The organism is Bacillus sp. 7894-2, assembly GCF_002272225.1.
In the GTDB taxonomy this organism is placed as follows: Bacteria; Bacillota; Bacilli; order Bacillales; family Cytobacillaceae; genus Cytobacillus.
Genome location: NZ_NPDG01000157.1, coordinates 1 through 23,505 on the forward strand (window position 1 = coordinate 1; position 23,505 = coordinate 23,505).

Genomic DNA, 23,505 nt, shown 5'->3' on the forward strand with positions numbered 1-23,505 from the left:
TAGCTAGACAAATTACCAAAGTGAAAATTTGCTAATTTAGTACCAAAAAAAGAGCGCTTTTCATCTGGTGAATGCAGCGCTCCTTCTCCACTTAATTGATTCAGATCTAATTAACCGCGAATTTGGCCAGCGATCTGGTTATCAGCATCTTCAAGAGCTCTTGCAGTATTATTAAGCTGAGCAGAAATATCCTCTAATAATTGCTGCATTTGAACAAATGAAGGTCTTAAAGATTGGTATTGTTCAGCAAACGCTCTGCTTGCTTCCCCTTCCCATGCACCTTCCAGTTCACGAATCATATTATCCAAACGGACAATCTGATCCCCAACCTGGCTGCTTTCTCCATTATAACGGTTAGACATGCCTACTAATTCTGCTGGTGTAACGCGAATAACTCCTGACATTCAAATCTCTCCTTTTCAATAGGTTACTATTATTGTAAAAATACACAATGCAAAGGTCAATTACTTACTTGCAGAAAATAACAAAACAGTTATTTATACCCACTAATACCCGCTTTTTAGATACTTAAACCTGAATTGGTATTTTTTTCATAGGTTTTTACTATTTATTGTTATTCATCCAAACTATAAATATAAATTTTATACCTATTAATTACTATCATGGCAGTCAAAACTCGTCAAATCGCTGATAAGCCCGTGTCGAATTATGTCTGTGGTTTTATTCCTATAAATCTATAAACCCCCGCTTGTATTTTATAGGTAAAATTACCCTTTCACGTAGATTTTAATTAAGCTTTAGTGAGCCCTTAATTTCCCTAAAATCCCCCTTCCAAATCATGTAGTTCTTTGGAATCATTTTCCGTAATAAATTTCGGGTTGCACTAAGCAAAAAAAAATACAGCTGAATCGCTGTATCTTTTAACAACCTATTTATTCCCCAACCACCTTAGCATCCTTCAGCATGTCCTCTGTCAAAGTAATCCCCTGTTCCTCAGCTGCTTTCTTGTTAATTACAAGCTCAAGGCTTTCCGGGTAGCCGACAGGAATTTCACTCGGCTTTTTGCCTTCAAGGATTTCAACAGCCATTTGGCCTGTGGAGTATCCCAGATCATGATATTCAAATCCGTAGGAGGCAAAGCCGCCCCGTTTAACCGAATCGCTTTCTCCCACAAAAGCCGGAATGTCTTTTTCATTGGCGACGTTCAGCACAGATTCAAGGGCAGATACGACTGTATTGTCCTTAGGGATGTAAAACACGTCAGCACGTCCCACTAAGGATTCAGCAGCCTGCTTCACCTCGGAGCTTGTTGAGATCGTCGTTTCAACCGCTTCCAGACCTGCCGCCTCGATAGCTTCTTTTGCATGCTTAACATTTACTACTGAGTTTGGTTCCCCGTCATTGTATATGATGCCGACCTTCTTAGCATCAGGTACAAATGTTTTGATAGAGTCAATTGTATTTTTGATGGCATCCGGATGTGTGTCAGATGTACCAGTTGCATTCCCGCCCGGTTTTTCCAAGCTTTCCACAAGCTCAGCTCCAATAGGATCAGTGATGGCTGTAAAAAGGATCGGAATATCCTTTGTGGATTGTACAACTGATTGTGCACTCGCAGTAGCAATCGCCAGGATTAAATCATTCTTGTCCGCTACCAGGTTCTGGGCGATGGACATATTGTTGTTCATATCCCCCTGGGCGTTCTGGAAGTCAATTTTAAGGTTTTTTCCTTCTTCATAGCCCGCATCTTTGAGTGCGGCAATAAATCCTTCTCTCGCAGAATCCAGGGATGGATGCTCGACAATTTGGGTGATGCCGATTTTAACCGTTTTCTTTTCTGAGGCTTCCCCGCTGGTTTCCTCACTTCCTGAACCACAGGCAGCAAGCATCAGTAATGCACTGCTTGCCAGGATGGCCAACATCTTTTTCATCAAAAACTCCCCCTAGTATTTTTATAATTTTTTTAATATTTCGATATTAACATGTTTAATATGTTTGTAACAATAGCTAATCCACTTTTTGTCTGGTAAATTGACATGTTTACATCAATAAGGAGAAACGGGTCCCTGACGCATGTTTCATAAAAAAAGGACCGCGGCATTGCCGCAGCCCTATCATATCAGTCAATCAATCCCTCTTCTTTCAGGAAATCAACCGCCACATCTTCATATTGCTCTTTATCAATATCAACTCTTGCATTAAGCTCCTGCATTTTTTCATTATCAATTTTGCCAACAAGCATCTTCAACGCTTCTTCAATTTCAGGATGTTCTTTCAGCGTATCAGCCCTGATAACAGGGGTTGCATAATACGGAGGGAAGAATTTTTTATCATCCTCAAGGACCTGCAGATTGAATGCCGGTATGCGGCCATCAGTGGAAAAGGCGTCAATGACATCCACTTCGCCATTCTTGATGGCACTGTACATAATACCGGAGTCCATGGCCTGTGTTCCGCCAAATTCAAATCCGTAAGTATCTGCAAGGCCGGGATATCCATCTGGACGCTCCAGGAATTCCGGCTCCGAGCCTAGAGACAGCTCCGATGATTTCTTGGCTAAATCTGAGATGGTTTTAACACCCCATTTATCAGCATCTTCTTTTCTTATAGTCAGTGTATAGGTGTTATTAAAACCGAATGGTTCAAGCCAGACCAAATCATAATCAGCCTTAAAGCGCTCTTTTACAAGGTCATACACCTTGTCTGGATCGCTGATCATTTCTTCTTTTAAAATACTCAGCAAGGCTGTTCCCGTATATTCCATATATAAATCATAATTTCCGCTATTAACGCCTTCAAATGCAGGTGCCGTACCGCCAAGGAAGGATTCATATTTCACATTCAGATCTGTATGCTCTTCAATCAGATGGCCCATAATGTAAACCATGATCTCCTGCTCCGTGAAGTTTTTGCCGGTAATGGTGATTGTATCCTTTCCGCCGGCTGTTTCACCGAGCTGGGCAGCAAAGGCGGAAAGAGGAAGGATTAATATTAATGCAGTCACCACCCATTTTCTCCAGCGGCTCAAAGTTGGGTTAGTCTTCTGCCCTTGTTTAAGCCCCTGCGGAGTCACATCTGTCTCCAGCAGCTTCAGCAAATAGTCAAAAACAATCGCTAATAGAGCAGATGGAATTGCACCTGCCAGAATTAGGCCTGTATTATAAGTCTGCAGCCCGCGGAAAATCAGATCTCCCAGACCGCCAGCCCCAATGAGGCCTGCAATTGTCGCTACGCCGATAATTAATACAGTCGCCGTACGAATCCCGCCCATGATCACACTCAGGGACAGTGGAAGCTCCACCATCAAAAGGACCTGGCGATTCGTCATTCCCATTCCGACCCCGGCGTTGATGGCAGACTTTTCAACACCAGTAATGCCTAAATATGTATTCCGGAGAATGGGCAATAAACCATATACGGTTAAAGCAATAATGGCAGGAGCTTGTCCTGTTCCGATGAATGGGACTAAAAATACCAGAAGTGCGAGACTTGGAATCGTCTGAAAAACTCCTGCAATCCCAATAATAGAATCGGCTATTTTCCGATGCCTGGTTAAATAAATGCCCAAAGGAACAGATATTAAAATCGCAATGGCGATCGAAATAAGCGATAAATACATATGCTCTAAAATTAAGTTCCATATTATAGGCCAGCGGTTTACAAAAACGTCAGCCGTGCTGCTGATTAAGTTAAGAATCGTCTACACCCCCTATCCTGTTTATTCGACGATCTCGTCGACCATATATTCTACAAGACTCGATCGGGTCACAATGCCCAAAAGTTTTCTGTGTTCATCCAAAACCGGAACAAAGCCGTAAACAGATTCGTTCACAAGCTGAAAGGCTTTTTCCGCCGGATCATTTTGCTGAAGTGTCACGACGCTTGAATCCATAATATCTTTAAGCCTCAACTCTTCATCTTTGTAATTTCTCTGGACGTCCCAGACGGTGGCAATTCCCTGAAAAATATTTTGATTATCCACAACCACGAGACTGTTAACCCGTTTGCTTCGCATCATCTTTAGGGATTCTGCCAGCCTGCGGTTTTCACCCGCTGTGACAGCTGAAACCATTAATTTGGTCAGTTTAGGGAATGAAATGCTGTCACTTTCCTGAAGCCGGTCTTCTCCAATAAAGCTTCGGACAAACTCATTAGCCGGCCTGCGGATGATGTCTTCCGGCGTATCCAGCTGCACCACCTCTCCATCTTTCATAATACAGATGCGGTCAGCGATTTTAAGTGCCTCATCCATGTCATGGGTGACGAATACAATCGTTTTCTGGATATCCCGCTGTAGGCGGACTAACTCATCCTGCAGCTGCTCCCGGCTGATTGGATCCAATGCACTGAACGGTTCATCCATTAATATGATCTTCGGCTCAGCTGCCAGCGCACGGATAACACCGATCCTCTGCTGCTGTCCGCCGCTCAGTTCTGAAGGGTAACGTTCGCCAAACACCTCCGGATCCAGTCCTACCATATTCATCAGCTCGTCCACTTTATCTATGTACTTTTCCTTCTTCCATTTCATCAGCCTTGGAACAAGCGATACATTTTCTTTAATCGTCATATGCGGAAGCAGCCCTATTTGCTGGATCACATAGCCGATCGTCCGGCGAAGCTTGACTGGATCTTCTTTTGAAATATCTTTTCCTTCAATTGTAATTGTCCCTTTTGTCGGCTCAATCAGACGGTTGATCATCCTCATGGTTGTGGTTTTTCCAGATCCGCTGGGGCCAATCAAAACCAGCAGTTCACCTTCCTCCACTTTAAAGGTAATATCCTTTAGAGCATGGAACCCGTCCTGAAAGACTTTGTTTACTTCTTTAAACTCAATCAACTTTTCAGCACCTCCAATACATTAATTATTTGTAAAATTATGGAATAACCTATCCGCAGATACGTTTTTCAGCGTAACATAAACCGCTTAAACATGCAAAAATCGATAATTTAGTTATCTCACTATAATTCCATAATATTCATATTTAACCTTAATCTTCTTTCTCCAAACCAAAAAGGTTCTTCATCTTAACACCCTGATGAAAAACCCTTTCTAACTCTCGTGTTTAGTTAATGTGCCTCATCCTCATTTTCAGCTTCCTCAGCCCATGAAGGTTCCCGGCCATCCTGATGTTCATTATAAACCTCTGTCGCCTCTCTTTCTTTCATGAAAGTCTTCATATCATGAATATCGTGATGATCCCCGATAATATTTCCAAACCCCTGATTATGTTTCTTATGGCTCCTGAAATCAGTAGGAAAGTTGTTGCCGAAATTGACCGCGGAGGCATCTTCAATGGTGCCGATATGAATATCTCCAATCTTAAACTCAGAATCGAAGGGTGAAATCTTCTTCGTTTTTGCCGGCTTCTCATCGTTAGTACGATAGGGAATCTGTTTTCCATTAATTTTTATGATTATATCCTCATGACCCGCTTTCCTCTGATTCTTCCCCATGGCAGCCTCTTCAGGAGAATGAAGATCGCTAGTCTGAAAGGTATTCCCAATATTTAAGGCTCCGCTTAGTTCTTTAATATCCACTTTATCCAACTTATAGATTAGCTTATCTAAATTTAAGGTCTGTATATTTTTGATATCAAGGTGCACATTCTTATTGTCTTCCCTGATGATTTTTTCCAGCCGGGCCATTCGATTCTCTATATCCTGGAGCAGTTTTAAAAGTGTATCTTCGTTTAGGTTCATGCCTTTCATCCTTTATCTAAATTGGCACTCTCTATGAACAGATGCATAGTATATTGTTATTTCATACAGTGCTGGGGGAAAAAATGATGAGAAAACCCAAATCTCCTAAGATTATCTTCAATAATCTTAATGTAGATCTGTTGGAAAACAACTCAGGCATATTTATGGGAAAGAACCGGCAGTTTTATTGGAGTTCTGCCGGTAAAACCCATTCAGGCTTTGGAGCAGTATATGGACAAGAAAATGAAATTTCCCATAATACCCATTTTGTCCTGAAAGAAACAGCGGAAAATCAGAAGGAGGGGAAAAAGATTTAAGATTCTTTTTTTGATGCCGCTGTAATATTATTAGATATCTTACTGCGGCTTCCTTTTATATTTCCAAACCCGTCCGATTTTTTTGCCTTACTGCGCCATTTATATTGAATATTGTCCCCGTAAAAAATACCGGAGCTATTATGAACAGCCCTTACTTTAATAGACTTATACTGGATCTTAGCCATCTAGAGCCCCCTATCCCTATTGTCATTATTATTATGATTATTGGTCAACATAGAGAAGTATGCCCCTTTAATTCCCAAGGATTTTTGGTATACTTCTCAGCAGTGCCCACTACGTTAATCTCTTTTGCTCCATAAGTAAGAGTCCACGCAAAATAAAACCACCTTAGGGAAGATGGCAGGATGTTCACCGTTAACTTTGTGTAACAGGCTGATTATTACTCTGTTGATGCTGGGAAAAGTCCGCATCAATCCAGTCATTATCGTTAATAACGTTTACAATATTGGCAGCCATGTTTTGATAACCTGCAATTTTACCTAAACCGTAGTTATTTTTCCTGTTCACCTGCCAATTTGTCTGATTGTTCTCTCCAGTAAAGATGCCTGAATTCGAAGACATCGAAGTGATATTGATATTGTTGAATTGTATATCGATGCATTTCATTTATATATCCACTTCTTTTCTTATATTTGCGAAGTTGGCTGCGGGTTGATATTTTCAGGCTGCGTAATGGGGTTATCAATCCCATCAGGATCATTAATAATATTGGTACAGCCCAGCACAAGCGAATTCACAAAATTTCCATTGCCGGAATTAAATTTCCCCTGGGCATTCCAGTCAGGCTGGCTGTTTTGGCCAGAACCAATTATGGAATTCGAGGACATGCTCAGCACATTAATCTGATTAAACACGACAGAAACAGGCAAGATTATTTCCTCCATTCCTTGAACGGTTTATGTTACTATATGCCCTTTTCTTTTCATTGTGACTCCGGTGCTTTCAGGCTTAAAAAAGGGAAGCATTTTTAAAGAGCTCCCCCTGACAGCTATTAATAAGGATATCCAAATCCCGGTCCACAGCAAGGCCGCGGGTAATAATAAGGCGGTGGCGGTGGCGGATACCCATAAAATGGACGCGGATAGAATAAAGCAGTGCCCAATAAACCTCCTGCTAACCCGCCTAAAAAAGGCAGACCAAAGAATCCAATAAAACGCTGATCATGCGGCTGATAAGGGCCTCTGTAAGGGTACATTCCTACATACCTCCATTTCCTCTGTATATGCCTACATTATTGTATATGCGTGGAAATGGGTTTGGCTTGGGCAAATTCACTACATTTGGAGGGGGAATGTTGGGGATATATTATACGAAAAACCTTGAAAGGTATTGCCAATCAAGGTATGCATTTTATTATGTTTTTTAATCAACTAGTAACTCCAAGTAATATTTATCATTTTCTTCAATTTTTCTTAAAAATTCTTCAAGAGAAGTCGCAATTTGAATATCATAATAGTAAACCGGACTGCTATTCTTTTCATTCAATTCAATTGACATTAAAGCTGATTCACTACCTTCAAAAAATATTAGTTTGTTGTTTTCAAATTCATCATAGATTTCTATGTCAGGATAAAACTCAAAATCGTTAACTCTTAATCGAAAATCTCTTACGGAATAAGGATCCATAATACGATTTATATTAAATTCTGAACCTTTAATAAACCCATAGCCAACCTCTATATAAAAATTAACTAACTCCTTAGGAAATTTTAAATCGAGTTCCTTCTCAACCTCTTTTATTTCATTTTCAGTTACTCGATAAAAACTATTTTCTTGATTTGCCTTCATAGATTCGTAGCCCATTATTTTTTACCTCCTTTAAATAGCGAATTTGCTGGTGATCCTGTTCTATAAGGCTTCCTTCAACTTCTCTATTTGGTTTTTAGGTAACTCTCTGCCTGTTCGCCCTTCTATATCTCTAATATATTTTTTTATTGTATCTGAATCTATCTTATTACCCGTACCCTTACCAGCCTTCCTCCCCGGCAAGACTACATTACCCTTTTCCTCTTTCAATATCCTGACAAGCGCATCAAAGTCCGCCTTATTGATGCTTTTCCGTATGATCTTGGTTCCTTGTTTTCGGACAACAGCCGCGAGCGACATGTATTCGAGTATTTCAAGCGGAGTTCCGTCAGCTATGGAGTCCAGTTCCTCACTCCTCCAACGCGGTCTTCCGGAATAGAGGCGACAAATTCGTAGGCTTTTCCTTTTTCTCCATAGAATTCCCGGACAATCCGGCCGTCCTCGTATAGATGAAACTTTCCGCCCTGATTCTCGCTGCAGATGTCATACTCATCTATGACATCAACAGTCAGAATCTCTCTGCCGCTCAGAGAACTGAATTCCTCCGGGCTGATTTCGTTCCTGTTCAACTCTGTTAAAGCTGACAATAGTATAGATTACATACATTTTAAAGAGGATGAACGGACTAAATAATTTGTTAAAATCATAGAGCTTACAAGGTTTAGGTATATTATCTGAATGTTTAGGTATATTATCTGAATAAAGTTTGTTTTATTCGGCACTCCGTATCGTAAAAAAAACCATGGGTTAGCGTCCCATGGATAAGAAAAGTTATAGTTTGTGAATTTTCAAATCACATTTATCTTCTTCTGCTACATCAAGTGCTGTACGTAGTACCTCAAAAAATGTTTTCCCATCAGTTGTTGCAAAATAATTCGCTAGACTAGTTACTTTTGGACTTATTTTATCCCCCCACGGTGGTTTTTGTGATAAGTCATCAATATCCCATATAACTTGTTCTGGAGAGTGCTTTGATAATTCCTTTTCAATTTCAATTAGATTAGCTTTTACAACAGAAACATCATCCCAGTTTAGTTCGTCATTATATAGCTCATTCATCAATAAAGGATATTTTGTACCCCATCCTTCTTTTTCTAAATGATATGAGATTGTTGAAAAAAATGAATGTACAAAATCGCTATGACCTAATTCGTAATAAAAACAATCTACTAATATTCCTACTGCCATCTAACTTTCACCTCTGATCCATTTTAAAAATTATATCTGCTGCATCATTTGTTCTTTCATTTATTTTTTGTTTAATGTCTCTTAAAATATCCCTTGTGATAATTTGACCCCTAACATCAATAATAACAGATTGCCTTGTTTGCTCAGGTAAATCACTTATCCGCTTATTTATTTGCTTTGACACATTTCTTATTAAGTTACTTCTACCAGAAGATGTAGTCACTTTATAATTCTTAACTTCTATGCTATGACCATTAATATAAAAATCTGGTCTTGAACTATTTTTAGTGCCATGACTTACTTCATTACCTTCCTTAAATGAAACTTGGTCACGATATCCAGGATATTCTTTTCCTACATCATTTTCAGACTGTCTCCATGAAGGTCTAGTTTTACCCGTACCCTTACCAGTCTTCCTCCCCGGCAAGACCACATTACCCTTTTCCTCTTTCAATATCCTAACAAGTGCATCAAAGTCCGCCTTATTGATGCTTTTCCGAATGACCTTGGTTCCTTGTTTTCTGACAACAGCCGCGAGCGACAGGTATTCGAGTATTTCAAGCGGGGTTCCGTCAGCTATGGAGTCCAGTTCCCGAACTCCTCCCACGCGGTCTTCTGGAATGGAGTCGACAAATTCATAGGCTGTTCCTTTTTCACTGTCGAATTCTCTTACGATCCGGCCATCTTCATATAGATAGAAATTGCCGCCCTCATTACGGCTGATGGTTCCATACTCATCTATGACTTTAACAGTCAGGATCTCTCTGCCGCTCAGGGAGGCGAATTCCTCCGGGCTGATTTCGTTACTGTTTAGCTCTGCTAAGGCCTTCATGGCTGTTAACTGATAGCGGATGGTCTTTCTTTCGTAGGTACTCTTCCAGATAGCCCAGATGGAATAATCGCCGGGCGGCAGAATCTGACCTAGAGCAGTTACGCCGAGTTCTCTAAAGAATTCCGGAGAACGCATGGAATTTCCTGCTTTATGCCTGATCCCTTCTAAAAGCTCTCCATAGATTGGGCTGGATTGAAGCTGCCTGACGGAATAGCCGGAAATGCTGAGATTTCCACTCTGAAAGAGGCTGGAAATTTCATCGATGTATGTCTGCATCAAATGTAGATCCTGCTCAATTGGATCAAGTGCCAGTGTTTGCTGGCTATCAAAAGTCATAAGATCATCAACCGTATTTCGCCGGTGAAGTTCCGCTCTCCTTACATGTGCCGAAAACTCCCCATCCTGCAGGTGAGGGAGACTGACAATATCAGAAACTTTCTGCATCACCGCATTGGTCTCTTCTGTTAGGCTAGTGGTGATAGATTCTGTTTTTACCAGGCCCTGTGCCGCTTCTCCATCCAAAAAGCTCTGGCGGATGAATCCATTGCTTGCCGGCTCGAGCATCTGAAGGGAAGAAAGTATTCTTTTTAAAGTATTTTGATAGTCTGCAAGAAAACCCAAAAAAAATAAGAGAAAAGGAGAATGACATTCCTGGAAGAAAGCCTGAATAGCAGCTGCTCCCTCTCCACAGAAGGAGTCCTCAAGCGAGGTGATTCCTTCTACATCACGCGCAATGTTTCTTATCTGCTCTTCTAAGGAGTCGAGACTGGAGTAAAGCTCCTTCAATCCGCTATGCAATTCCCTTGCATCTAATACCTTCAGTATAAATCGCCTCCTGCCATTCGACAATTGGAATAGAGGCACTTCAGAGAGTCCCTCACTAGAATTTTCCATATTTTATACTTTACACTAAAAATTAGAGTAATTTTATTACGAATAGGATTATTTTTACACTTTTGTATAAAACAGTAATAAATACCCGTCGACAGAATGTCTAAAATAAGAAAAATGTATCATTATTACATTATTTCCCTGTGATATAGTAAAATGGATTCTTTTTACCCGATTTAATAATATGAAATTGGCAGTATATAGAGGTGAATATTCATGGCTTTAGGATATTACTACAGTTTATTGGCGAAGAAACAAAGGGATCTGCAGAGACTGCTGGCCTGTGAGGGGGAGCTCCAAGGAAAACAGCAGGAGTTTAACCACTATCGGCATACCGTCACAAAGCCGGATCTTTCCCCTTTTACCTGGCAGGGAAAGCTGGCAGATGAATTTGAGGATATCCGGTTTGATCAAATGCTCACGAGTTACACTGAAATTGAGTCAAATCAGTTTCATGAGGTGTTTTCAGCTATAAGCCGGAAGCTGCAGCAGATCCAGCAGGAAATCGAATCTATCAAACAAACAATCGCTTCCCTGGAAGCACAGCTTGCAGCAGAGAGGTCGAAGAAATAATGAGGAGGTATCGAGAATGGATACTGAGATTAAGCTAATGATAAGCGATATAGAACAGGCACTCTCTAAGCTTCAATCCTCTGCTAACGGGCTCCAGCCATCCCTTCCATCCACTATTGGGGAAAATAATGTCCTTGATTTCATCAATAAATTGAATGCTTTAAATAGGCAGCTTCAGCAGGTGACAGAAGCCTATAAATCTATATTGCTCCAAAATGAAGAAACAACACGGCAATCCGTACAATTCTTAGATGAATCGGATCGGCTGCTATCCAGAGGTATACATGCGGTGCAGAAAAAATAATCTCCTTAGTAAACAACCCTTTTCGATAAAGTAAAAAGGCTTCCGATAAGTTTTGGCCAGCTTATGAGAAGCCTCTTTTTATCCCCTCAATGCTGGCAGAATACCAGAATTCCACAGTCACTTCCCCTCTTCCAAATTTCCATTAATAAACCCCTTATAAAAAAACGAAAATAAATAATAATTTATAGAGCGGATGTATTTTGTTATTCTAGTAGATATGCATATTGGGCAGTTTAGGAGTGGATTTTAACCGTGAACAAAAAAGACATTGCACAGATTCGGAAACAATTTAAATTAAATAATGACTTACTAAAGATCTCAGATATTTTTAACGTCTATATTATGAAGGAATCAAGCGAGATATATCATTATGAGAGCCAGCCTTTTGAAATGCTGGATCAGGATCAGCAGGAGCTCTTTATGGACAACTTCAAAAAGCTGCTGGGCGGCCAATTGGATGAAAAGCTCTTTGAATTAAAGTTTCAGAGGGATGCGGAAAACAGCAGTCAGCTCATCCTTCATCAAGGGCTGCTGACCAATGATGCTGAGGGCTGGACGGAACAAATGCTTCAGATTGTCGGCAAAATGCTGGGAGTCCGGCAATATGAAAAAGATATTGTTGTTACGTTCATTCGAGGAGAGTATCTAAAGCCTATGAAGCGCCGCAATCCAGAGGCCGAGGAAAGTGAACGGGATGCCGTTTATTCTCATCCCTTTATTCTCTGCAGCATCAATAACACGCAGGAACCGAAGAAAGAACTGCTTTTTGATTATGTTGAAAGGGAATTTAAATATCATTTTACCGTTGATCCGATTATCAACCTCAAGTCTCCCATTTCAGGGTTCCTATTCCCTTGCTTCACCGATCACGCGGCTGATGTCAATCACGTCCTGTATTCTGCAGGCAAGGTCCATGAGCCCGACCACCAGTTCATTGAGGACGTGTTAAACGGGGAAGAAACAATGACGGCACAGGATGATAAAATCGTTTTTGAAGAAATTATTAAAGACGTAACGGGAGATCAGCTTAGCACATCAACACTTTCCAGCGTATATGAAGAGATAAACCGGATGATCGTGGAAAACGAAGAGGATGAACCACCGAAGCTGGATTCCAAAGACATAGAACATGTTTTAAAGGTGAGCGGCATCGAAGACATTGATTCTGAAAAGGTCCAATCCGCTTATCAAAAGATCATTGATGATGACAAATATGAAATAAAGGCAAGCAGCGTCCTGCCTAAATACAATTCAAAATCAATCAAAATCAGCACAAAGGCAGCCAACATATCCATCTGCCCGCAGGATCTTAGATATGTAAGACAAATTAACTTTGACGGCAAGCGTTACCTGATGATCGAGGTGGAAGAAGATACCGTGATTGAAGGCTTTACGATGATTCCGGAAGCATTTGGCGGGGGTCATGATAAAGAATAAAGCAGCGGTGCTGTCTTTCGAAAGAAGTATACTATTTAAAAAAGGAATTTCCAGATAGGAATTCCTTTTTTGGCGTTATAAGCAGTTTAGGGGTTGGGACAATGTGCCTGTCCCTATGTCTCTTGTTTTTAAATACGCTATTTCTCCCAAAGCTCGACCAGCCGGCCTTCAGGATCTTCAATCCAAATAAATTTTCCAAACTCACTAACTTCTTTTTCCTTAACAAGAGGTACACCAATTTGTTCAAGATGTGTAATCATCTCGTCTAAATTATGTACTTGAAAATTTAACATCACTTGTTGTTCTGCAGGAAAATAACTGTCATCCTCAGAAAAGAAAGAAAAGATCGTCTCATTTTCTAATTGGGAAGTAATCACAGTCCCGTTCCAATTATCTATTTCTATCTTTAACACTTCACTGTACCATTTTTTCACCGCATCCAGGTTCTTTGTTCTCCAAAATATCCCGCCGATACCTTTTATCATTGTAACCAGCTCCAGTCTTTCTTTTAGTTTTTCAATTACATTAGATATTCGAGATGTAATGTAAAGCTCCTTCTTCAACTTGAAGAGAGGAATTATGGCGAGAAAACAAAAACAAAAGAATTAAAAAAAGAGGCTTCCCACAAGTTTGCACAACTCATGAGAAACCTCTAATTTTAGGTGAGAAATGTTAGCAAGATGTTAGCATTCCACTCCACACTTTCATCAAACCCTCATGTATCAAGGGGTTTGGGCGATGATTACATCATGCCGCCCATTCCACCCATGCCGCCCATATCAGGCATTGCAGGAGCAGCATTTTCTTCTGGCTTGTCAGCAACAACTGCTTCAGTTGTTAAGAACATAGCCGCAACAGATCCAGCGTTTTGAAGAGCTGAACGAGTTACTTTAGTTGGGTCAACGATACCAGCTTCGATCATGTTTACCCACTCGCCAGTAGCAGCGTTGAAACCTGTTCCAACTGCTTCGCGCTTTAAGCGGTCAACAATAACTGAACCTTCAAGGCCAGCATTGTGTGCAATTGTGCGTACAGGCTCTTCCATTGCACGAAGTACGATATTGATACCTGTTGCTTCATCGCCTTCAGCCTGGATAGAAGCCACTTTGTTGTATACGTTTAGAAGGGCAACACCACCACCGGAAACGATTCCTTCTTCTACAGCTGCACGTGTAGAGTTAAGGGCGTCTTCGATGCGAAGCTTGCGCTCTTTCAATTCAGTTTCAGTAGCAGCACCAACTTTAACCACTGCCACACCGCCAGCTAGCTTAGCAAGGCGCTCTTGTAATTTTTCACGGTCAAATTCAGAAGTTGTTTCTTCCATTTGAGTGCGGATCTGGTTCACACGGCCGCCGATTTGCGCGCTGTCTCCAGCACCTTCAACGATCGTCGTGTTTTCTTTTGAAACAACCACTTTAGAAGCGCGTCCTAAAGAATCGATTGTAGCAGATTTAAGGTCACGTCCCAGCTCTTCAGTGATTACTTCACCGCCAGTCAGGATCGCGATATCTTCAAGCATAGCTTTACGGCGGTCACCGAAGCCAGGAGCTTTAACTGCTACTGCATTGAATGTTCCGCGAAGCTTATTTACTACTAGTGTAGCAAGTGCTTCACCTTCAACATCTTCAGCTACAAGCAATAATGGCTTGCCTTGTTGTACAACCTGCTCAAGTACAGGAAGGATTTCCTGAATGCTTGTGATTTTCTTATCAGTGATTAAGATATAAGGGTTTTCAAGAACCGCTTCCATCTTATCAGAATCTGTCACCATGTATGGAGAAGCATATCCGCGGTCGAACTGCATACCTTCTACTACATCAAGCTCAGTTGTGAATCCTTTAGATTCTTCGATTGTGATAACACCGTCGTTGCCAACGCGCTCCATTGCTTCAGCGATCAGCTGGCCAACTTCATTGTCAGCAGCAGAAATCGCAGCAACCTGTGCGATGGATTCTTTGTTTTCGATTGGTTTTGAAATAGCTTTTAACTCTTCAACAGCAGTAGAAACCGCTTTTTCAATTCCTTTGCGGATACCCATTGGGTTAGCGCCTGCAGTTACGTTCTTAAGGCCTTCACGGATCATTGCCTGAGCAAGAACGGTTGCAGTAGTTGTACCGTCACCGGCAACATCGTTTGTTTTGCTTGCAACTTCAGCAACAAGCTTTGCACCCATGTTTTCGAAAGCATCTTCAAGTTCGATTTCCTTCGCGATTGTCACACCGTCATTCGTGATTAATGGAGAACCGAATTTCTTCTCAAGAACCACGTTGCGTCCTTTAGGTCCAAGAGTTACTTTTACCGCATTTGCAAGGGAATCTACACCGCGAAGCATCGCGCGGCGGGCTTCTTCACTAAATTTAATCTCTTTAGCCATTGATAAAAAACCTCCTCAAAAATTTTAGCTTTATCTTTTAATAATCTTCGACTGATCGGCGATTAGCCAATTACAGCAAGAATGTCATTTTCACGTAAAATTAAATATTCTTTGCCTTCGTACTTCACTTCAGTACCGGCATATTTTGAGAAGATGATACGGTCGCCGTCAGCAACTTCAAGGGCAACACGCTCACCATTTTCAAGAACGCGGCCAGTTCCCACAGCTACAACTTTGCCTTCTTGAGGCTTCTCTTTAGCAGTGTCCGGCAGTACGATGCCGCTTGCAGTTTTTTCTTCAGTTTCAACAAGCTCGATAATGATTCGATCACCTAGTGGCTTTAACAAGTGAAACAACCTCCTCAAATAATATGTAAATATTTTTATTTATTAGCACTCTCTCTATTTGAGTGCTAACACAATTATTATATTAATGAATCTCCTTTCTATTTGCAAGGGTGAAGCTTAAATTTTTTATAAAAAAATTCATTCGCGCTTACCCGCTATTTTTCGACACGGACAACCTCTTAAGGATGCTGCTGAAACACACATTTTAACCATAACAGGTCTCTCTTTGGTGCTGATATTTGAAAGACGCTCCTTATAAAGAGTACAATGGCTTTAGGACTTGTTTCCAACACTCAGATTAAGGGGTAAAACACTTTGAAAAAGGAATACTGGATTATTTTAATCGCCTATATTGCCATGCAGCTTTCAAGCTTGTTTGGCGTTCCGCTCGTTTTATTAGCTGCCGATGCCCTCGGAAAGAATCCGGAGAATATGCAGATTCTGGCTGTGGCCTACTGGCTCGTAATCAGTTTCACGATTACGCTGATTATTACGCTTCTACTACTAAGGAAAGAAATGAAACGGGGAATGGACAGGGATGCCTCTTCTGTTGCAGGCTCTGTGGGCTGGGCTATTGGAGGCATATTTTTGGCCCTGATTGCTCAAGCTACAGCTGCAAGCATTGAAAACCTGATTGGCATTGAAATGGGATCTGAAAATACACAGCAGATTATCCGGATTATTGAAGCATCGCCAATCGTCATTTTAATCAGTTCGGTCATCGGGCCAATTCTTGAGGAAATCGTCTTTAGAAAGGTTATTTTTGGCTCTCTTCACAAGCGCTTCAACTTCTTCCTGTCAGCCCTGATCAGCTCGGTCATATTTGCTCTGGCCCATTTTGAGCCTGAACATGTACTGTTATACTCAGCAATGGGATTCACCTTTGCCTTTTTATATGTCAAGACGAAGCGGATCATCGTGCCGATTTTTGCCCATGTGGCGATGAACACCTTTGTTGCGGTTGTTCAGCTGAATCAGGATAATATACAAAAGTGGTTAAAGGAAATGGAAAACTTGCAGAGCTTTATCAGCTTTTTCTAGCATAGCGTAATGCTGTGGAGTTTTAAAATTACTGGGGGATTATCATGAGAAGCACACCTTTGTTTTCAGGCTTTATTTACATCCTTCTCGGATGCCTTTTTACCTTTATTGCCATACAGAATACCCAGCGGGAAGAAACCTGGGGATTCTTTACTTATTTTCTGATGCTAATTGCCACATTTGATTTTGGCACCGGTCTCCGCTTGATTGGTCAGCATTTTAAAACGAAAAAATGAGCCCTCAAAAGGCTCATTTTTTTTACACTTCTTCAGGATAATTTTTCAGAAAATAAACCAATGACTGCAATTCCACTGCCAGATCGATATGGTGAATCCGAATCGAGGACGGTACAGTGAGCCTCGCAGGTGTAAAGTTAAGGATTCCTTTTATTTTCGCATTCACCATCCGATCAGTAATCATCTGGGCAGGCGGTGCAGGCACCGTTAAAATCGCCACCTGAATATTATTTTTAACAATCACTTCTTCAAGGTCATCCATATGATGGACCGGCACATCACCGATTTCCGTGCCAACCTTGCTCTCATCCACATCAAATGCCACTTCTATTTTTGTATTATTATTTTTAAGAAAATTATAGTTAAGAAAGGCCGTTCCTAAATTCCCTACCCCGACCAAAGCAACTTTGGTAAGCTCGTCCTGGTCAAGAGTCTTCCGAAAGAAGCCCAGCAGGTAATTCACATTATATCCATAGCCTTTTTTCCCTAACGCACCGAAGTACGAAAAGTCACGGCGAATCGTTGCAGAATCCACTTTAACCGCCTCACTCAACTCTGCTGATGAGACTCTTTGTTTGCCGGAGGAATGAAGATTCTTTAGGAAGCGGTAATATAAAGGCAGCCGTTTAGCTGTTGCCTGCGGTATCTTAATTGGTTCATTGGCCATTCGTCCATCCCCATTTCTTATGATGAATTAATTTCGTTTAAAATCTCCGTTTTTGCCGCCAGTTTTCTCTATTAAAAAGGTTGGTCCGATTACCATTCCTTTATCTACAGCCTTGCACATATCATAAACGGTCAGCGCACAGACAGAAGCTGCTGTTAACGCTTCCATTTCCACACCCGTATTTCCTTTTGTTTTAACAGAAGCCGTAATGATAAGAACGTACTCTTCCTCTTCTGCTTTCCATGAAAATGAAATGTCCACACCCTTTAGCGGCAGCGGATGGCACATCGGAATAATGTCCCATGTTTTCTTGCTCGCCATAATGCCTGCCGTTTGTGCAACAGCGAGTACATCCCCTTTTTTCATGGAGTTGGAAGTGATCTTCTCGTATATCTCCTGATTCACCGCAATACTTGATTGAGCAATGGCCGTCCTTGACGTCTCAGGCTTATCGCTGACATCCACCATTTTTGCCCTGCCCTCTTGATTAAAATGAGTAAAATCCGCCATTTAAAAACACCTCTCTTCAAAATCATACACTATTTTTCCGTTACTTTGTATGTGCATTGTAAGGTTCTTCACATATTTATTTACCTTTTTTTATGATTTAATGCCCTGCAGGCGTGCTTATAGTCCTGTCTCCTTTATTGCCGAACATATATGAATGAGTTACACTTACTCTATACCCGAGGTGAAAGAACATGATACTATTACAAGTCAATCAGCTGGCAAAAATTTTTGGCGCTGATCCCATTTTAACGAATATAAAGCTTGAAGTACAAACCAGGGACCGGATTGCCCTTGTAGGACGCAATGGTGCAGGAAAATCCACCCTTTTAAAAATAATTGCCGGACACATGACGTATGATTCTGGTGAGATTATAAAGCCAAAGGAAGTAACCATTGGCTATCTGGCACAAAATACCGGCCTTGAATCGGAATTATCCATTTGGGATGAAATGCTGACTGTTTTCAGTCATCTGCAAAAGCAGGAAAAACAGCTTCGCAGCCTTGAAGAACAAATGGCAGATCCTGATATCCTAAATAATTCTGATGCCTATGAACGCGTATTGAAAGATTACGACAAACTTCAGGTTGATTTCAAAGAAAATGGCGGCTATCAATATGAAGCAGATATCCGTTCCATTCTCCATGGACTCAATTTCAGCTCAATGGGCTATGATACTAAAATTTCATCATTGAGCGGCGGACAGCGAACAAGGCTCGCCCTTGGTAAACTTCTGCTCACAAAGCCTGATATTTTAATTCTGGATGAGCCTACCAACCATCTTGATATAGAAACGTTATCTTGGCTCGAACAATACTTACAGAGCTACAGCGGTGCCATTTTAATCGTATCACATGACCGCTACTTTCTTGATAAGGTCGTTTCCCAGGTTTACGAGATTTCCCGCCACCAAATAAGAAAGTACCCAGGAAACTACAGTTCCTATTTGGATCAAAAAGCGGCTAATTTTGAAAAAGAGATGAAGCAATTCGAAAAACAACAGGAAGAAATCGCTAAGCTGCAGGACTTCATTCAGCGAAACCTCGCCCGGGCCTCCACAACCAAAAGGGCACAAAGCCGCAGAAAGCAACTGGCCAGAATGGACGTGATGGACAGGCCGCTTGGAGACGAGAAATCGGCTTCCTTTGGATTTGACATCGAGCGTCAGTCGGGCAATGAGGTGTTAAATATACATTCATTAGCTATAGGCTACGAAGAGAAAGTCAGCGAGAATATTTCAATGCGGCTGGCAAGAGGCGACAGCATTGCACTAGTAGGCCCAAATGGAATCGGCAAGTCCACATTGCTTAAAACCATCATCAAAAAAATCCCTTCTTTTTCAGGGGAGATTCAGTACGGTTCCAATGTGACAATTGGCTACTATGATCAGGAACAGGCAGAGCTCACAAGCAACAAAAGAGTCCTGAACGAATTATGGGATGAATACCCGCTGAAACCGGAAAAAGAAATCAGGACCATACTTGGGAACTTTCTCTTCTCCGGCGATGATGTGCTTAAAACGGTTTCAACACTGAGCGGCGGTGAAAAGGCCCGGCTCGCACTTGCAAAGCTTATGATGCAGAAATCCAATTTTTTAATACTGGACGAGCCTACAAACCACCTGGACCTTGACAGCAAGGAAATTCTTGAAAATGCATTGATCGATTATCCCGGGACCATTCTCTTCGTCTCTCATGACCGCTACTTTATCAACAGAATTACAACAAAAGTAGTTGAACTTTCTGGAAGCGGGGCAACTGAATATCTTGGCGATTATGATTATTATGTAGAAAAAAAGCAGGAGCAGGAGGAATTGCTTGCACTTAATAAGCAAGTTGACACCACCGCATCGCAGCCTGTTAAGCAGGACAAAAATAATTATCAGCAGGATAAAGAAGCTAAAAAGCTCGAACGCCAGCGAAAAAGAAGAATGGAAGAAATTGAAGAACACATAGAAGACTTAGAAACAGTCATAGATGCTAATGATCAGCTTTTATGTGATCCGAATGTTTATCAGGACCATGAAAAGGTAATGGAAATAACAAATGAAACAGATGAAGCAAAAGCAAAGCTGGAAGAATTGATGGAAGAATGGACGCTTTTAGCTGAAGAGTATTAAGAGAATATTCATAACTTTTAGACTGGTAGAATAGTCACTGCCAGTCTTTTTTATTATCCACAAAGATAATCACAAGAAAAACGCAGTTATATGTACTCTCCACAGACTTTTCCACATTATCCACAATTAAAGCTGATTTTATCCACATTACCAACATAAAATTCTGAAATGAATGATTTTATCCACAGAAAAAGCCCCCTATGCTGTCGGGGACTTTTTCCTATTTATTTATCGTTGTGGATAGTAATATCTAAACCGGGATTTGCATTTAAATCCAGACCGGCGAAGTGTCCTTTATCAAACAGGACACTTCCTGCTGCCGCTATCATCGCTGCATTATCTGTGCATAAAGATAATGGCGGAATAATAAGCTTTATATCAGCTCTATTTCCAAACTTCTTTTCTAAAGAAGCCCGAAGACCTTTATTCGCAGCAACTCCGCCTGCGAGCAAAAGCTGATTCACCTGATACTCTTCAACTGCTCTTTCTGTTTTCGTTACCAGGACGTCAATAACACTATCCTGGAAGCTTGCCGCCAGATCCTCCGGTACTATCTTCTCTCCACGCTGTTCAGCGTTGTGGACAGTGTTGATAACCGCTGATTTTAAGCCGCTGAAGCTAAAATCGTATGAACCTTCTTCCAGCCAGGCTCTTGGAAGCTGAATAGCTGGATTCCCTTCATGTGCGAGTCTGTCAATGTGAGGACCTCCCGGATATGGCAGGTTTAAGGTCCGGGCAACTTTATCATATGCCTCACCTGCAGCATCATCCCTTGTCTCGCCAATTACTTCGAAATGGCCATGCTCCTTCATATAGACCAGTTCTGTATGTCCGCCGGAGACTACCAGGGAAAGTAACGGGAATTCCATTTCTTCCACCAGTCTGTTTGCATAAATATGGCCAGCAATATGATGCACGCCTACCAGCGGGATGCCGTGAGCAAATGCAACGGCTTTTGCGGCATTAACCCCAATCAGAAGCGCCCCTACAAGGCCAGGTCCTTCCGTTACAGCAATTGCTGAAAGATCAGAATATGTGATCCCTGCCTTATATAATGCTTCTTCCAGAACGATTGTTATCTGTTCAACATGATGACGGGAAGCTATTTCGGGAACTACTCCGCCAAAACGTTTATGGCTTTCTATTTGGGATGCAACGATATTGGCTGTAATTTCGCGTCCATTCTTAATGATGGCTACAGCCGTTTCATCACAGCTCGTTTCAATTCCCATGATCCATTGATCTTTTTTCATTATAAATTCACCCACATTACTAAAGCATCTTCTTGATTATCTGTGTAATAGTTCTTCCTGATGGCTCCGTTTTGAAAACCAAGCTTTCGGTATAAGGACTGAGCTGTGAAGTTGGATACCCTTACTTCCAGAGTCATTGTGATGACTCCCTTTTCAGACGCAACCTCCATTAGCTGCCGCATCAAAGCTTCTCCAAGTTTTCTCCCCCGATATTCAGGGAGCAGCGCAACATTGGTGATATGAGCCTCATCCACGACTATCCATGCTCCACAGTATCCTATTACTTTATTTTCTTCTTCTAAAACAACATACAAAGCAAACTGGTTATGAGTTAATTCGTTAAAAAAGGCCTCCCTGCTCCAGGGTGTTGCAAAGGATTTGTGTTCGATCTCCAAAACATCATCAATATCCTCTTCATTCATCAAACGGAAAGTTAAGGATTTATTCATACGTCCGCTTCCTCATCTATAACTTTTTTTCCTTGTTTGCTTTTATCCAATTAGCTTCAGCTTCCGCAATCCTAATGTAATTAGGTACAAAAGAATGGACATCCTCAGCCTCGCGGTCACGTCCTAATAAAGCAAGTTCTGCCGGCCTTGGGTTATGTTCTGCAGGTGAAGCAAACACTGCCCGCTCATTAAGGAATTCTCTGAATACATCTTTATGCAATGGCAAATCATTCCCAATGAAAAGAACGTTTTCCTGCTGTTCTGAGAGCATGGCTGCCCATTCTTTTGAAAGCAGAAGCTGGTCTTTGATCACCGATACTAACTGCCCTTCCCTATACTGATAGAGGCCGGTATAAACTTGCCCTCTCCGTGCATCAAATATGGGAGAAATGACTCCATTGAAGTATCTGCCAGCCGAGGCTGCATAAACTTCAAGACTTGATACCCCAACAAGCGGCTTATTTAAAGTCCATGCCAGTGTTTTTGCAATCGTTACCCCGATACGCACTCCAGTATACGAACCAGGTCCTTTCGCTACAACAATTTTATCTAATTCAGCAGGCTTAACACCGCAGTCTTTCATTAAAATATCAATAGCCGGCATAACCCGGACAGAATGATTTTTTTTTACATTTGTAATATACTCGCCTATAACCTGATCGCCATCCAGAAGAGCTACTCCCAGAGGGTAATTGGATGTATCTATGGCCAAAACCTTCATGACATAATCTCCTTACACAATTCCTCATATCTTCTGCCCTGAGGTTCCAGGACAAGCCTTCTTGAGTCATGATCATCAAGATATAAATAAATCGTCAGTAACTCTTCGGGCAGCTGTTCTTTAACAAGATGAGCCCATTCTACAACTGTGACCCCATTACCATCAAAATATTCATCAAACCCCAAATCCTCAAAGGAATCTTCAACTCTATATACATCCATATGATAAAGGGGCAATCTTCCGTGGTATTCTTTAATAATTGTAAAAGTCGGGCTATTTACATTCCGTGTTATATTAAGCCCTTTGGCCAGCCCCTTGGTGAAGGTCGTTTTCCCCGCACCCAAATCGCCTTCCAGAGCAAGGACATCCCCCGGCTGAAGCAGGCTGCCAAGCTTTTCTGAAAACCCCATCGTATCCTCTGGGTTCTTTGAGATAAACTCAAACTGACTCATATGTTTCAACACCTTTTATTATCTAATCTATAAGCGAAAAGAAAAAGTACAAACGCTTTATCACCCATACCGCCTCAAGGCAGTAGGAGATTGCGGTGGACAGTTCTCGAAATTCAAAGAACTGCATTCTAAGATTACAAAAAAACCTTAGGATAAATCCTAAGGAGAATAGTCTATATGTAGTTTACCTTATTTTGCAGCAATGGGCAAAGTAAGCTATTTTCATTATTAACATCATATACACTAATGGTAAAAAGGCATAAAAAAAAGACGAAACCAAGTTTCGTTTTACTTTTTAGAGCTAT

At 41.3% G+C, this 23,505-nt stretch carries 29 protein-coding genes and 1 pseudogene; 7 read left to right on the forward strand and 23 right to left on the reverse strand.

Features of this window, described 5'->3' with window-relative positions; all coding sequences use genetic code 11:
• Positions 1-110: 110 nt before the first annotated feature.
• The 5 genes from CHI10_RS21330 to CHI10_RS21350 all read right to left on the reverse strand — a co-directional run bounded on the left by CHI10_RS21330 (position 111) and on the right by CHI10_RS21350 (position 5,664).
• Positions 111-404, reverse strand: coding sequence for a WXG100 family type VII secretion target (locus CHI10_RS21330; protein ID WP_076262160.1), 294 nt, complete (start codon positions 402-404; stop codon positions 111-113).
• Between the two features lie 489 nt (positions 405-893).
• Entirely contained in the window at positions 894-1,892 is a 999-nt protein-coding gene (locus CHI10_RS21335; RefSeq protein WP_095246153.1) for an ABC transporter substrate-binding protein, read from the reverse strand.
• Positions 1,893-2,080: 188 nt separating this feature from the next.
• Positions 2,081-3,580, reverse strand: a complete 1,500-nt coding sequence (locus CHI10_RS21340; protein WP_095246154.1) for a glycine betaine ABC transporter substrate-binding protein — start codon at positions 3,578-3,580, stop codon at positions 2,081-2,083.
• 99 nt (positions 3,581-3,679) lie between these two features.
• Positions 3,680-4,801: an ABC transporter ATP-binding protein gene (locus tag CHI10_RS21345; protein ID WP_095246155.1), complete on the reverse strand. Its 1,122-nt coding sequence runs from the start codon at positions 4,799-4,801 to the stop codon at positions 3,680-3,682.
• A gap of 230 nt (positions 4,802-5,031) precedes the next feature.
• Positions 5,032-5,664: a hypothetical protein gene (locus CHI10_RS21350; RefSeq protein ID WP_095246156.1), complete on the reverse strand. Its 633-nt coding sequence runs from the start codon at positions 5,662-5,664 to the stop codon at positions 5,032-5,034.
• Between the two features lie 83 nt (positions 5,665-5,747).
• Here CHI10_RS21350 and CHI10_RS21355 point away from each other — a divergent pair, with 83 nt between their 5' ends.
• Positions 5,748-5,981 (forward strand): hypothetical protein, encoded by a 234-nt coding sequence (locus tag CHI10_RS21355; RefSeq protein WP_142301789.1) that lies wholly within the window; start codon positions 5,748-5,750, stop codon positions 5,979-5,981.
• On the opposite strand, the gene CHI10_RS21360 is transcribed toward CHI10_RS21355, so the two are convergent.
• The 9 genes and pseudogenes from CHI10_RS21360 to CHI10_RS21400 form a co-directional block, all read right to left on the reverse strand.
• Positions 5,978-6,166: a hypothetical protein gene (locus CHI10_RS21360; protein WP_095246158.1), complete on the reverse strand. Its 189-nt coding sequence runs from the start codon at positions 6,164-6,166 to the stop codon at positions 5,978-5,980. The two genes, CHI10_RS21355 and CHI10_RS21360, sit on opposite strands and share 4 nt — an antisense overlap.
• A gap of 190 nt (positions 6,167-6,356) precedes the next feature.
• Positions 6,357-6,608, reverse strand: a complete 252-nt coding sequence (locus CHI10_RS21365; RefSeq protein WP_095246159.1) for a hypothetical protein — start codon at positions 6,606-6,608, stop codon at positions 6,357-6,359.
• Between the two features lie 20 nt (positions 6,609-6,628).
• A complete protein-coding gene (locus tag CHI10_RS21370; protein ID WP_048010884.1) occupies positions 6,629-6,871 on the reverse strand; it encodes a hypothetical protein in 243 nt (80 codons plus the stop codon).
• A 122-nt stretch (positions 6,872-6,993) separates the two neighbouring features.
• Positions 6,994-7,197 carry a hypothetical protein gene (locus tag CHI10_RS21375; RefSeq protein ID WP_095246160.1) on the reverse strand — a complete coding sequence of 68 codons (204 nt, stop codon included), beginning with the start codon at positions 7,195-7,197 and terminating at the stop codon, positions 6,994-6,996.
• Between the two features lie 167 nt (positions 7,198-7,364).
• On the reverse strand, positions 7,365-7,805 hold the full coding sequence (locus tag CHI10_RS21380) for an SMI1/KNR4 family protein (protein ID WP_095246161.1): 441 nt from the start codon (positions 7,803-7,805) through the stop codon (positions 7,365-7,367).
• A 48-nt stretch (positions 7,806-7,853) separates the two neighbouring features.
• Positions 7,854-7,967 (reverse strand): annotated as a pseudogene (locus CHI10_RS22815) (hypothetical protein); the annotation flags it as partial.
• A 173-nt stretch (positions 7,968-8,140) separates the two neighbouring features.
• On the reverse strand, positions 8,141-8,377 hold the full coding sequence (locus CHI10_RS21390; protein ID WP_142301790.1) for a hypothetical protein: 237 nt from the start codon (positions 8,375-8,377) through the stop codon (positions 8,141-8,143).
• A 202-nt stretch (positions 8,378-8,579) separates the two neighbouring features.
• Positions 8,580-8,996 carry an immunity 70 family protein gene (locus CHI10_RS21395; protein ID WP_095246164.1) on the reverse strand — a complete coding sequence of 139 codons (417 nt, stop codon included), beginning with the start codon at positions 8,994-8,996 and terminating at the stop codon, positions 8,580-8,582.
• A gap of 7 nt (positions 8,997-9,003) precedes the next feature.
• The gene (locus tag CHI10_RS21400) at positions 9,004-10,722 is read right to left on the reverse strand and encodes an LXG domain-containing protein (RefSeq protein ID WP_095246165.1); all 1,719 of its coding nucleotides are present in this window, start codon (positions 10,720-10,722) and stop codon (positions 9,004-9,006) included.
• A 213-nt stretch (positions 10,723-10,935) separates the two neighbouring features.
• Between CHI10_RS21400 and CHI10_RS21405 the strand changes: the two genes are divergently transcribed.
• The 3 genes from CHI10_RS21405 to CHI10_RS21415 all read left to right on the forward strand — a co-directional run bounded on the left by CHI10_RS21405 (position 10,936) and on the right by CHI10_RS21415 (position 13,033).
• Positions 10,936-11,292: a YwqH-like family protein gene (locus tag CHI10_RS21405; protein WP_095246166.1), complete on the forward strand. Its 357-nt coding sequence runs from the start codon at positions 10,936-10,938 to the stop codon at positions 11,290-11,292.
• Positions 11,293-11,308: 16 nt separating this feature from the next.
• Positions 11,309-11,596 carry a YwqI/YxiC family protein gene (locus CHI10_RS21410; protein WP_095246167.1) on the forward strand — a complete coding sequence of 96 codons (288 nt, stop codon included), beginning with the start codon at positions 11,309-11,311 and terminating at the stop codon, positions 11,594-11,596.
• Positions 11,597-11,848: 252 nt separating this feature from the next.
• Positions 11,849-13,033, forward strand: a complete 1,185-nt coding sequence (locus CHI10_RS21415; RefSeq protein WP_095246168.1) for a DUF4317 domain-containing protein — start codon at positions 11,849-11,851, stop codon at positions 13,031-13,033.
• Positions 13,034-13,170: 137 nt separating this feature from the next.
• Here CHI10_RS21415 and CHI10_RS21420 read toward each other — a convergent pair whose 3' ends face one another.
• The 3 genes from CHI10_RS21420 to groES form a co-directional block, all read right to left on the reverse strand.
• Entirely contained in the window at positions 13,171-13,518 is a 348-nt protein-coding gene (locus CHI10_RS21420; RefSeq protein WP_095246169.1) for a VOC family protein, read from the reverse strand.
• 257 nt (positions 13,519-13,775) lie between these two features.
• Positions 13,776-15,407 carry a chaperonin GroEL gene (gene groL / locus CHI10_RS21425; RefSeq protein WP_095246170.1) on the reverse strand — a complete coding sequence of 544 codons (1,632 nt, stop codon included), beginning with the start codon at positions 15,405-15,407 and terminating at the stop codon, positions 13,776-13,778.
• A gap of 62 nt (positions 15,408-15,469) precedes the next feature.
• Positions 15,470-15,754 carry a co-chaperone GroES gene (gene groES, locus CHI10_RS21430; RefSeq protein WP_009336289.1) on the reverse strand — a complete coding sequence of 95 codons (285 nt, stop codon included), beginning with the start codon at positions 15,752-15,754 and terminating at the stop codon, positions 15,470-15,472.
• A gap of 315 nt (positions 15,755-16,069) precedes the next feature.
• On the opposite strand from groES, the gene CHI10_RS21435 reads away from it, so the two are divergent.
• Together CHI10_RS21435 and CHI10_RS21440 are read left to right on the forward strand one after the other, a co-directional pair.
• Positions 16,070-16,795: a CPBP family intramembrane glutamic endopeptidase gene (locus CHI10_RS21435; protein ID WP_095246171.1), complete on the forward strand. Its 726-nt coding sequence runs from the start codon at positions 16,070-16,072 to the stop codon at positions 16,793-16,795.
• A gap of 44 nt (positions 16,796-16,839) precedes the next feature.
• Positions 16,840-17,031, forward strand: a complete 192-nt coding sequence (locus CHI10_RS21440) for a YdiK family protein (RefSeq protein WP_095246172.1) — start codon at positions 16,840-16,842, stop codon at positions 17,029-17,031.
• 22 nt (positions 17,032-17,053) lie between these two features.
• On the opposite strand, the gene CHI10_RS21445 is transcribed toward CHI10_RS21440, so the two are convergent.
• Positions 17,054-17,698, reverse strand: a complete 645-nt coding sequence (locus CHI10_RS21445; protein WP_095246173.1) for a redox-sensing transcriptional repressor Rex — start codon at positions 17,696-17,698, stop codon at positions 17,054-17,056.
• 27 nt (positions 17,699-17,725) lie between these two features.
• Entirely contained in the window at positions 17,726-18,208 is a 483-nt protein-coding gene (gene moaC / locus CHI10_RS21450; protein WP_095246174.1) for a cyclic pyranopterin monophosphate synthase MoaC, read from the reverse strand.
• Between the two features lie 191 nt (positions 18,209-18,399).
• Between moaC and CHI10_RS21455 the strand changes: the two genes are divergently transcribed.
• Positions 18,400-20,325: an ABC-F family ATP-binding cassette domain-containing protein gene (locus CHI10_RS21455; RefSeq protein ID WP_095246175.1), complete on the forward strand. Its 1,926-nt coding sequence runs from the start codon at positions 18,400-18,402 to the stop codon at positions 20,323-20,325.
• 224 nt (positions 20,326-20,549) lie between these two features.
• Here CHI10_RS21455 and tsaD read toward each other — a convergent pair whose 3' ends face one another.
• From tsaD to tsaE, 4 genes are read right to left on the reverse strand one after another with little or no spacing between them, the layout of a single operon-like run.
• Positions 20,550-21,578: a tRNA (adenosine(37)-N6)-threonylcarbamoyltransferase complex transferase subunit TsaD gene (gene tsaD, locus CHI10_RS21460; protein ID WP_095246176.1), complete on the reverse strand. Its 1,029-nt coding sequence runs from the start codon at positions 21,576-21,578 to the stop codon at positions 20,550-20,552.
• The gene (gene rimI, locus CHI10_RS21465) at positions 21,578-22,027 is read right to left on the reverse strand and encodes a ribosomal protein S18-alanine N-acetyltransferase (protein WP_095246177.1); all 450 of its coding nucleotides are present in this window, start codon (positions 22,025-22,027) and stop codon (positions 21,578-21,580) included. The genes tsaD and rimI overlap by 1 nt, the downstream gene beginning before the upstream one ends.
• A gap of 16 nt (positions 22,028-22,043) precedes the next feature.
• Complete coding sequence (gene tsaB, locus CHI10_RS21470; RefSeq protein ID WP_095246178.1) at positions 22,044-22,748, reverse strand: tRNA (adenosine(37)-N6)-threonylcarbamoyltransferase complex dimerization subunit type 1 TsaB; 705 nt, start codon at positions 22,746-22,748, stop codon at positions 22,044-22,046.
• Positions 22,745-23,200, reverse strand: a complete 456-nt coding sequence (tsaE, locus tag CHI10_RS21475; protein ID WP_095246179.1) for a tRNA (adenosine(37)-N6)-threonylcarbamoyltransferase complex ATPase subunit type 1 TsaE — start codon at positions 23,198-23,200, stop codon at positions 22,745-22,747. The genes tsaB and tsaE overlap by 4 nt, the downstream gene beginning before the upstream one ends.
• Between the last annotated feature and the right edge of the window lie 305 nt (positions 23,201-23,505).

Coding starts and splice junctions, on each gene's coding strand:
- CHI10_RS21420 (WP_095246169.1), bottom strand. CDS start 13,518: ATGATAAAAGGTATCGGCGGGATATTTTGGAGAACAAAGAACCTGGAT.
- CHI10_RS21360 (WP_095246158.1), bottom strand. CDS start 6,166: ATGGCTAAGATCCAGTATAAGTCTATTAAAGTAAGGGCTGTTCATAAT.
- tsaE (WP_095246179.1), bottom strand. CDS start 23,200: ATGAGTCAGTTTGAGTTTATCTCAAAGAACCCAGAGGATACGATGGGG.
- groL (WP_095246170.1), bottom strand. CDS start 15,407: ATGGCTAAAGAGATTAAATTTAGTGAAGAAGCCCGCCGCGCGATGCTT.
- moaC (WP_095246174.1), bottom strand. CDS start 18,208: ATGGCGGATTTTACTCATTTTAATCAAGAGGGCAGGGCAAAAATGGTG.
- CHI10_RS21400 (WP_095246165.1), bottom strand. CDS start 10,722: ATGGAAAATTCTAGTGAGGGACTCTCTGAAGTGCCTCTATTCCAATTG.
- rimI (WP_095246177.1), bottom strand. CDS start 22,027: ATGAATAAATCCTTAACTTTCCGTTTGATGAATGAAGAGGATATTGAT.
- CHI10_RS21445 (WP_095246173.1), bottom strand. CDS start 17,698: ATGGCCAATGAACCAATTAAGATACCGCAGGCAACAGCTAAACGGCTG.
- CHI10_RS21455 (WP_095246175.1), top strand. CDS start 18,400: ATGATACTATTACAAGTCAATCAGCTGGCAAAAATTTTTGGCGCTGAT.
- tsaD (WP_095246176.1), bottom strand. CDS start 21,578: ATGAAAAAAGATCAATGGATCATGGGAATTGAAACGAGCTGTGATGAA.
- CHI10_RS21405 (WP_095246166.1), top strand. CDS start 10,936: ATGGCTTTAGGATATTACTACAGTTTATTGGCGAAGAAACAAAGGGAT.
- tsaB (WP_095246178.1), bottom strand. CDS start 22,748: ATGAAGGTTTTGGCCATAGATACATCCAATTACCCTCTGGGAGTAGCT.
- CHI10_RS21350 (WP_095246156.1), bottom strand. CDS start 5,664: ATGAACCTAAACGAAGATACACTTTTAAAACTGCTCCAGGATATAGAG.
- CHI10_RS21410 (WP_095246167.1), top strand. CDS start 11,309: ATGGATACTGAGATTAAGCTAATGATAAGCGATATAGAACAGGCACTC.
- CHI10_RS21440 (WP_095246172.1), top strand. CDS start 16,840: ATGAGAAGCACACCTTTGTTTTCAGGCTTTATTTACATCCTTCTCGGA.
- CHI10_RS21380 (WP_095246161.1), bottom strand. CDS start 7,805: ATGGGCTACGAATCTATGAAGGCAAATCAAGAAAATAGTTTTTATCGA.
- CHI10_RS21365 (WP_095246159.1), bottom strand. CDS start 6,608: ATGAAATGCATCGATATACAATTCAACAATATCAATATCACTTCGATG.
- CHI10_RS21395 (WP_095246164.1), bottom strand. CDS start 8,996: ATGGCAGTAGGAATATTAGTAGATTGTTTTTATTACGAATTAGGTCAT.
- CHI10_RS21335 (WP_095246153.1), bottom strand. CDS start 1,892: ATGAAAAAGATGTTGGCCATCCTGGCAAGCAGTGCATTACTGATGCTT.
- CHI10_RS21340 (WP_095246154.1), bottom strand. CDS start 3,580: ATGTATTTATCGCTTATTTCGATCGCCATTGCGATTTTAATATCTGTT.
- CHI10_RS21355 (WP_142301789.1), top strand. CDS start 5,748: ATGATGAGAAAACCCAAATCTCCTAAGATTATCTTCAATAATCTTAAT.
- CHI10_RS21375 (WP_095246160.1), bottom strand. CDS start 7,197: ATGTACCCTTACAGAGGCCCTTATCAGCCGCATGATCAGCGTTTTATT.
- CHI10_RS21330 (WP_076262160.1), bottom strand. CDS start 404: ATGTCAGGAGTTATTCGCGTTACACCAGCAGAATTAGTAGGCATGTCT.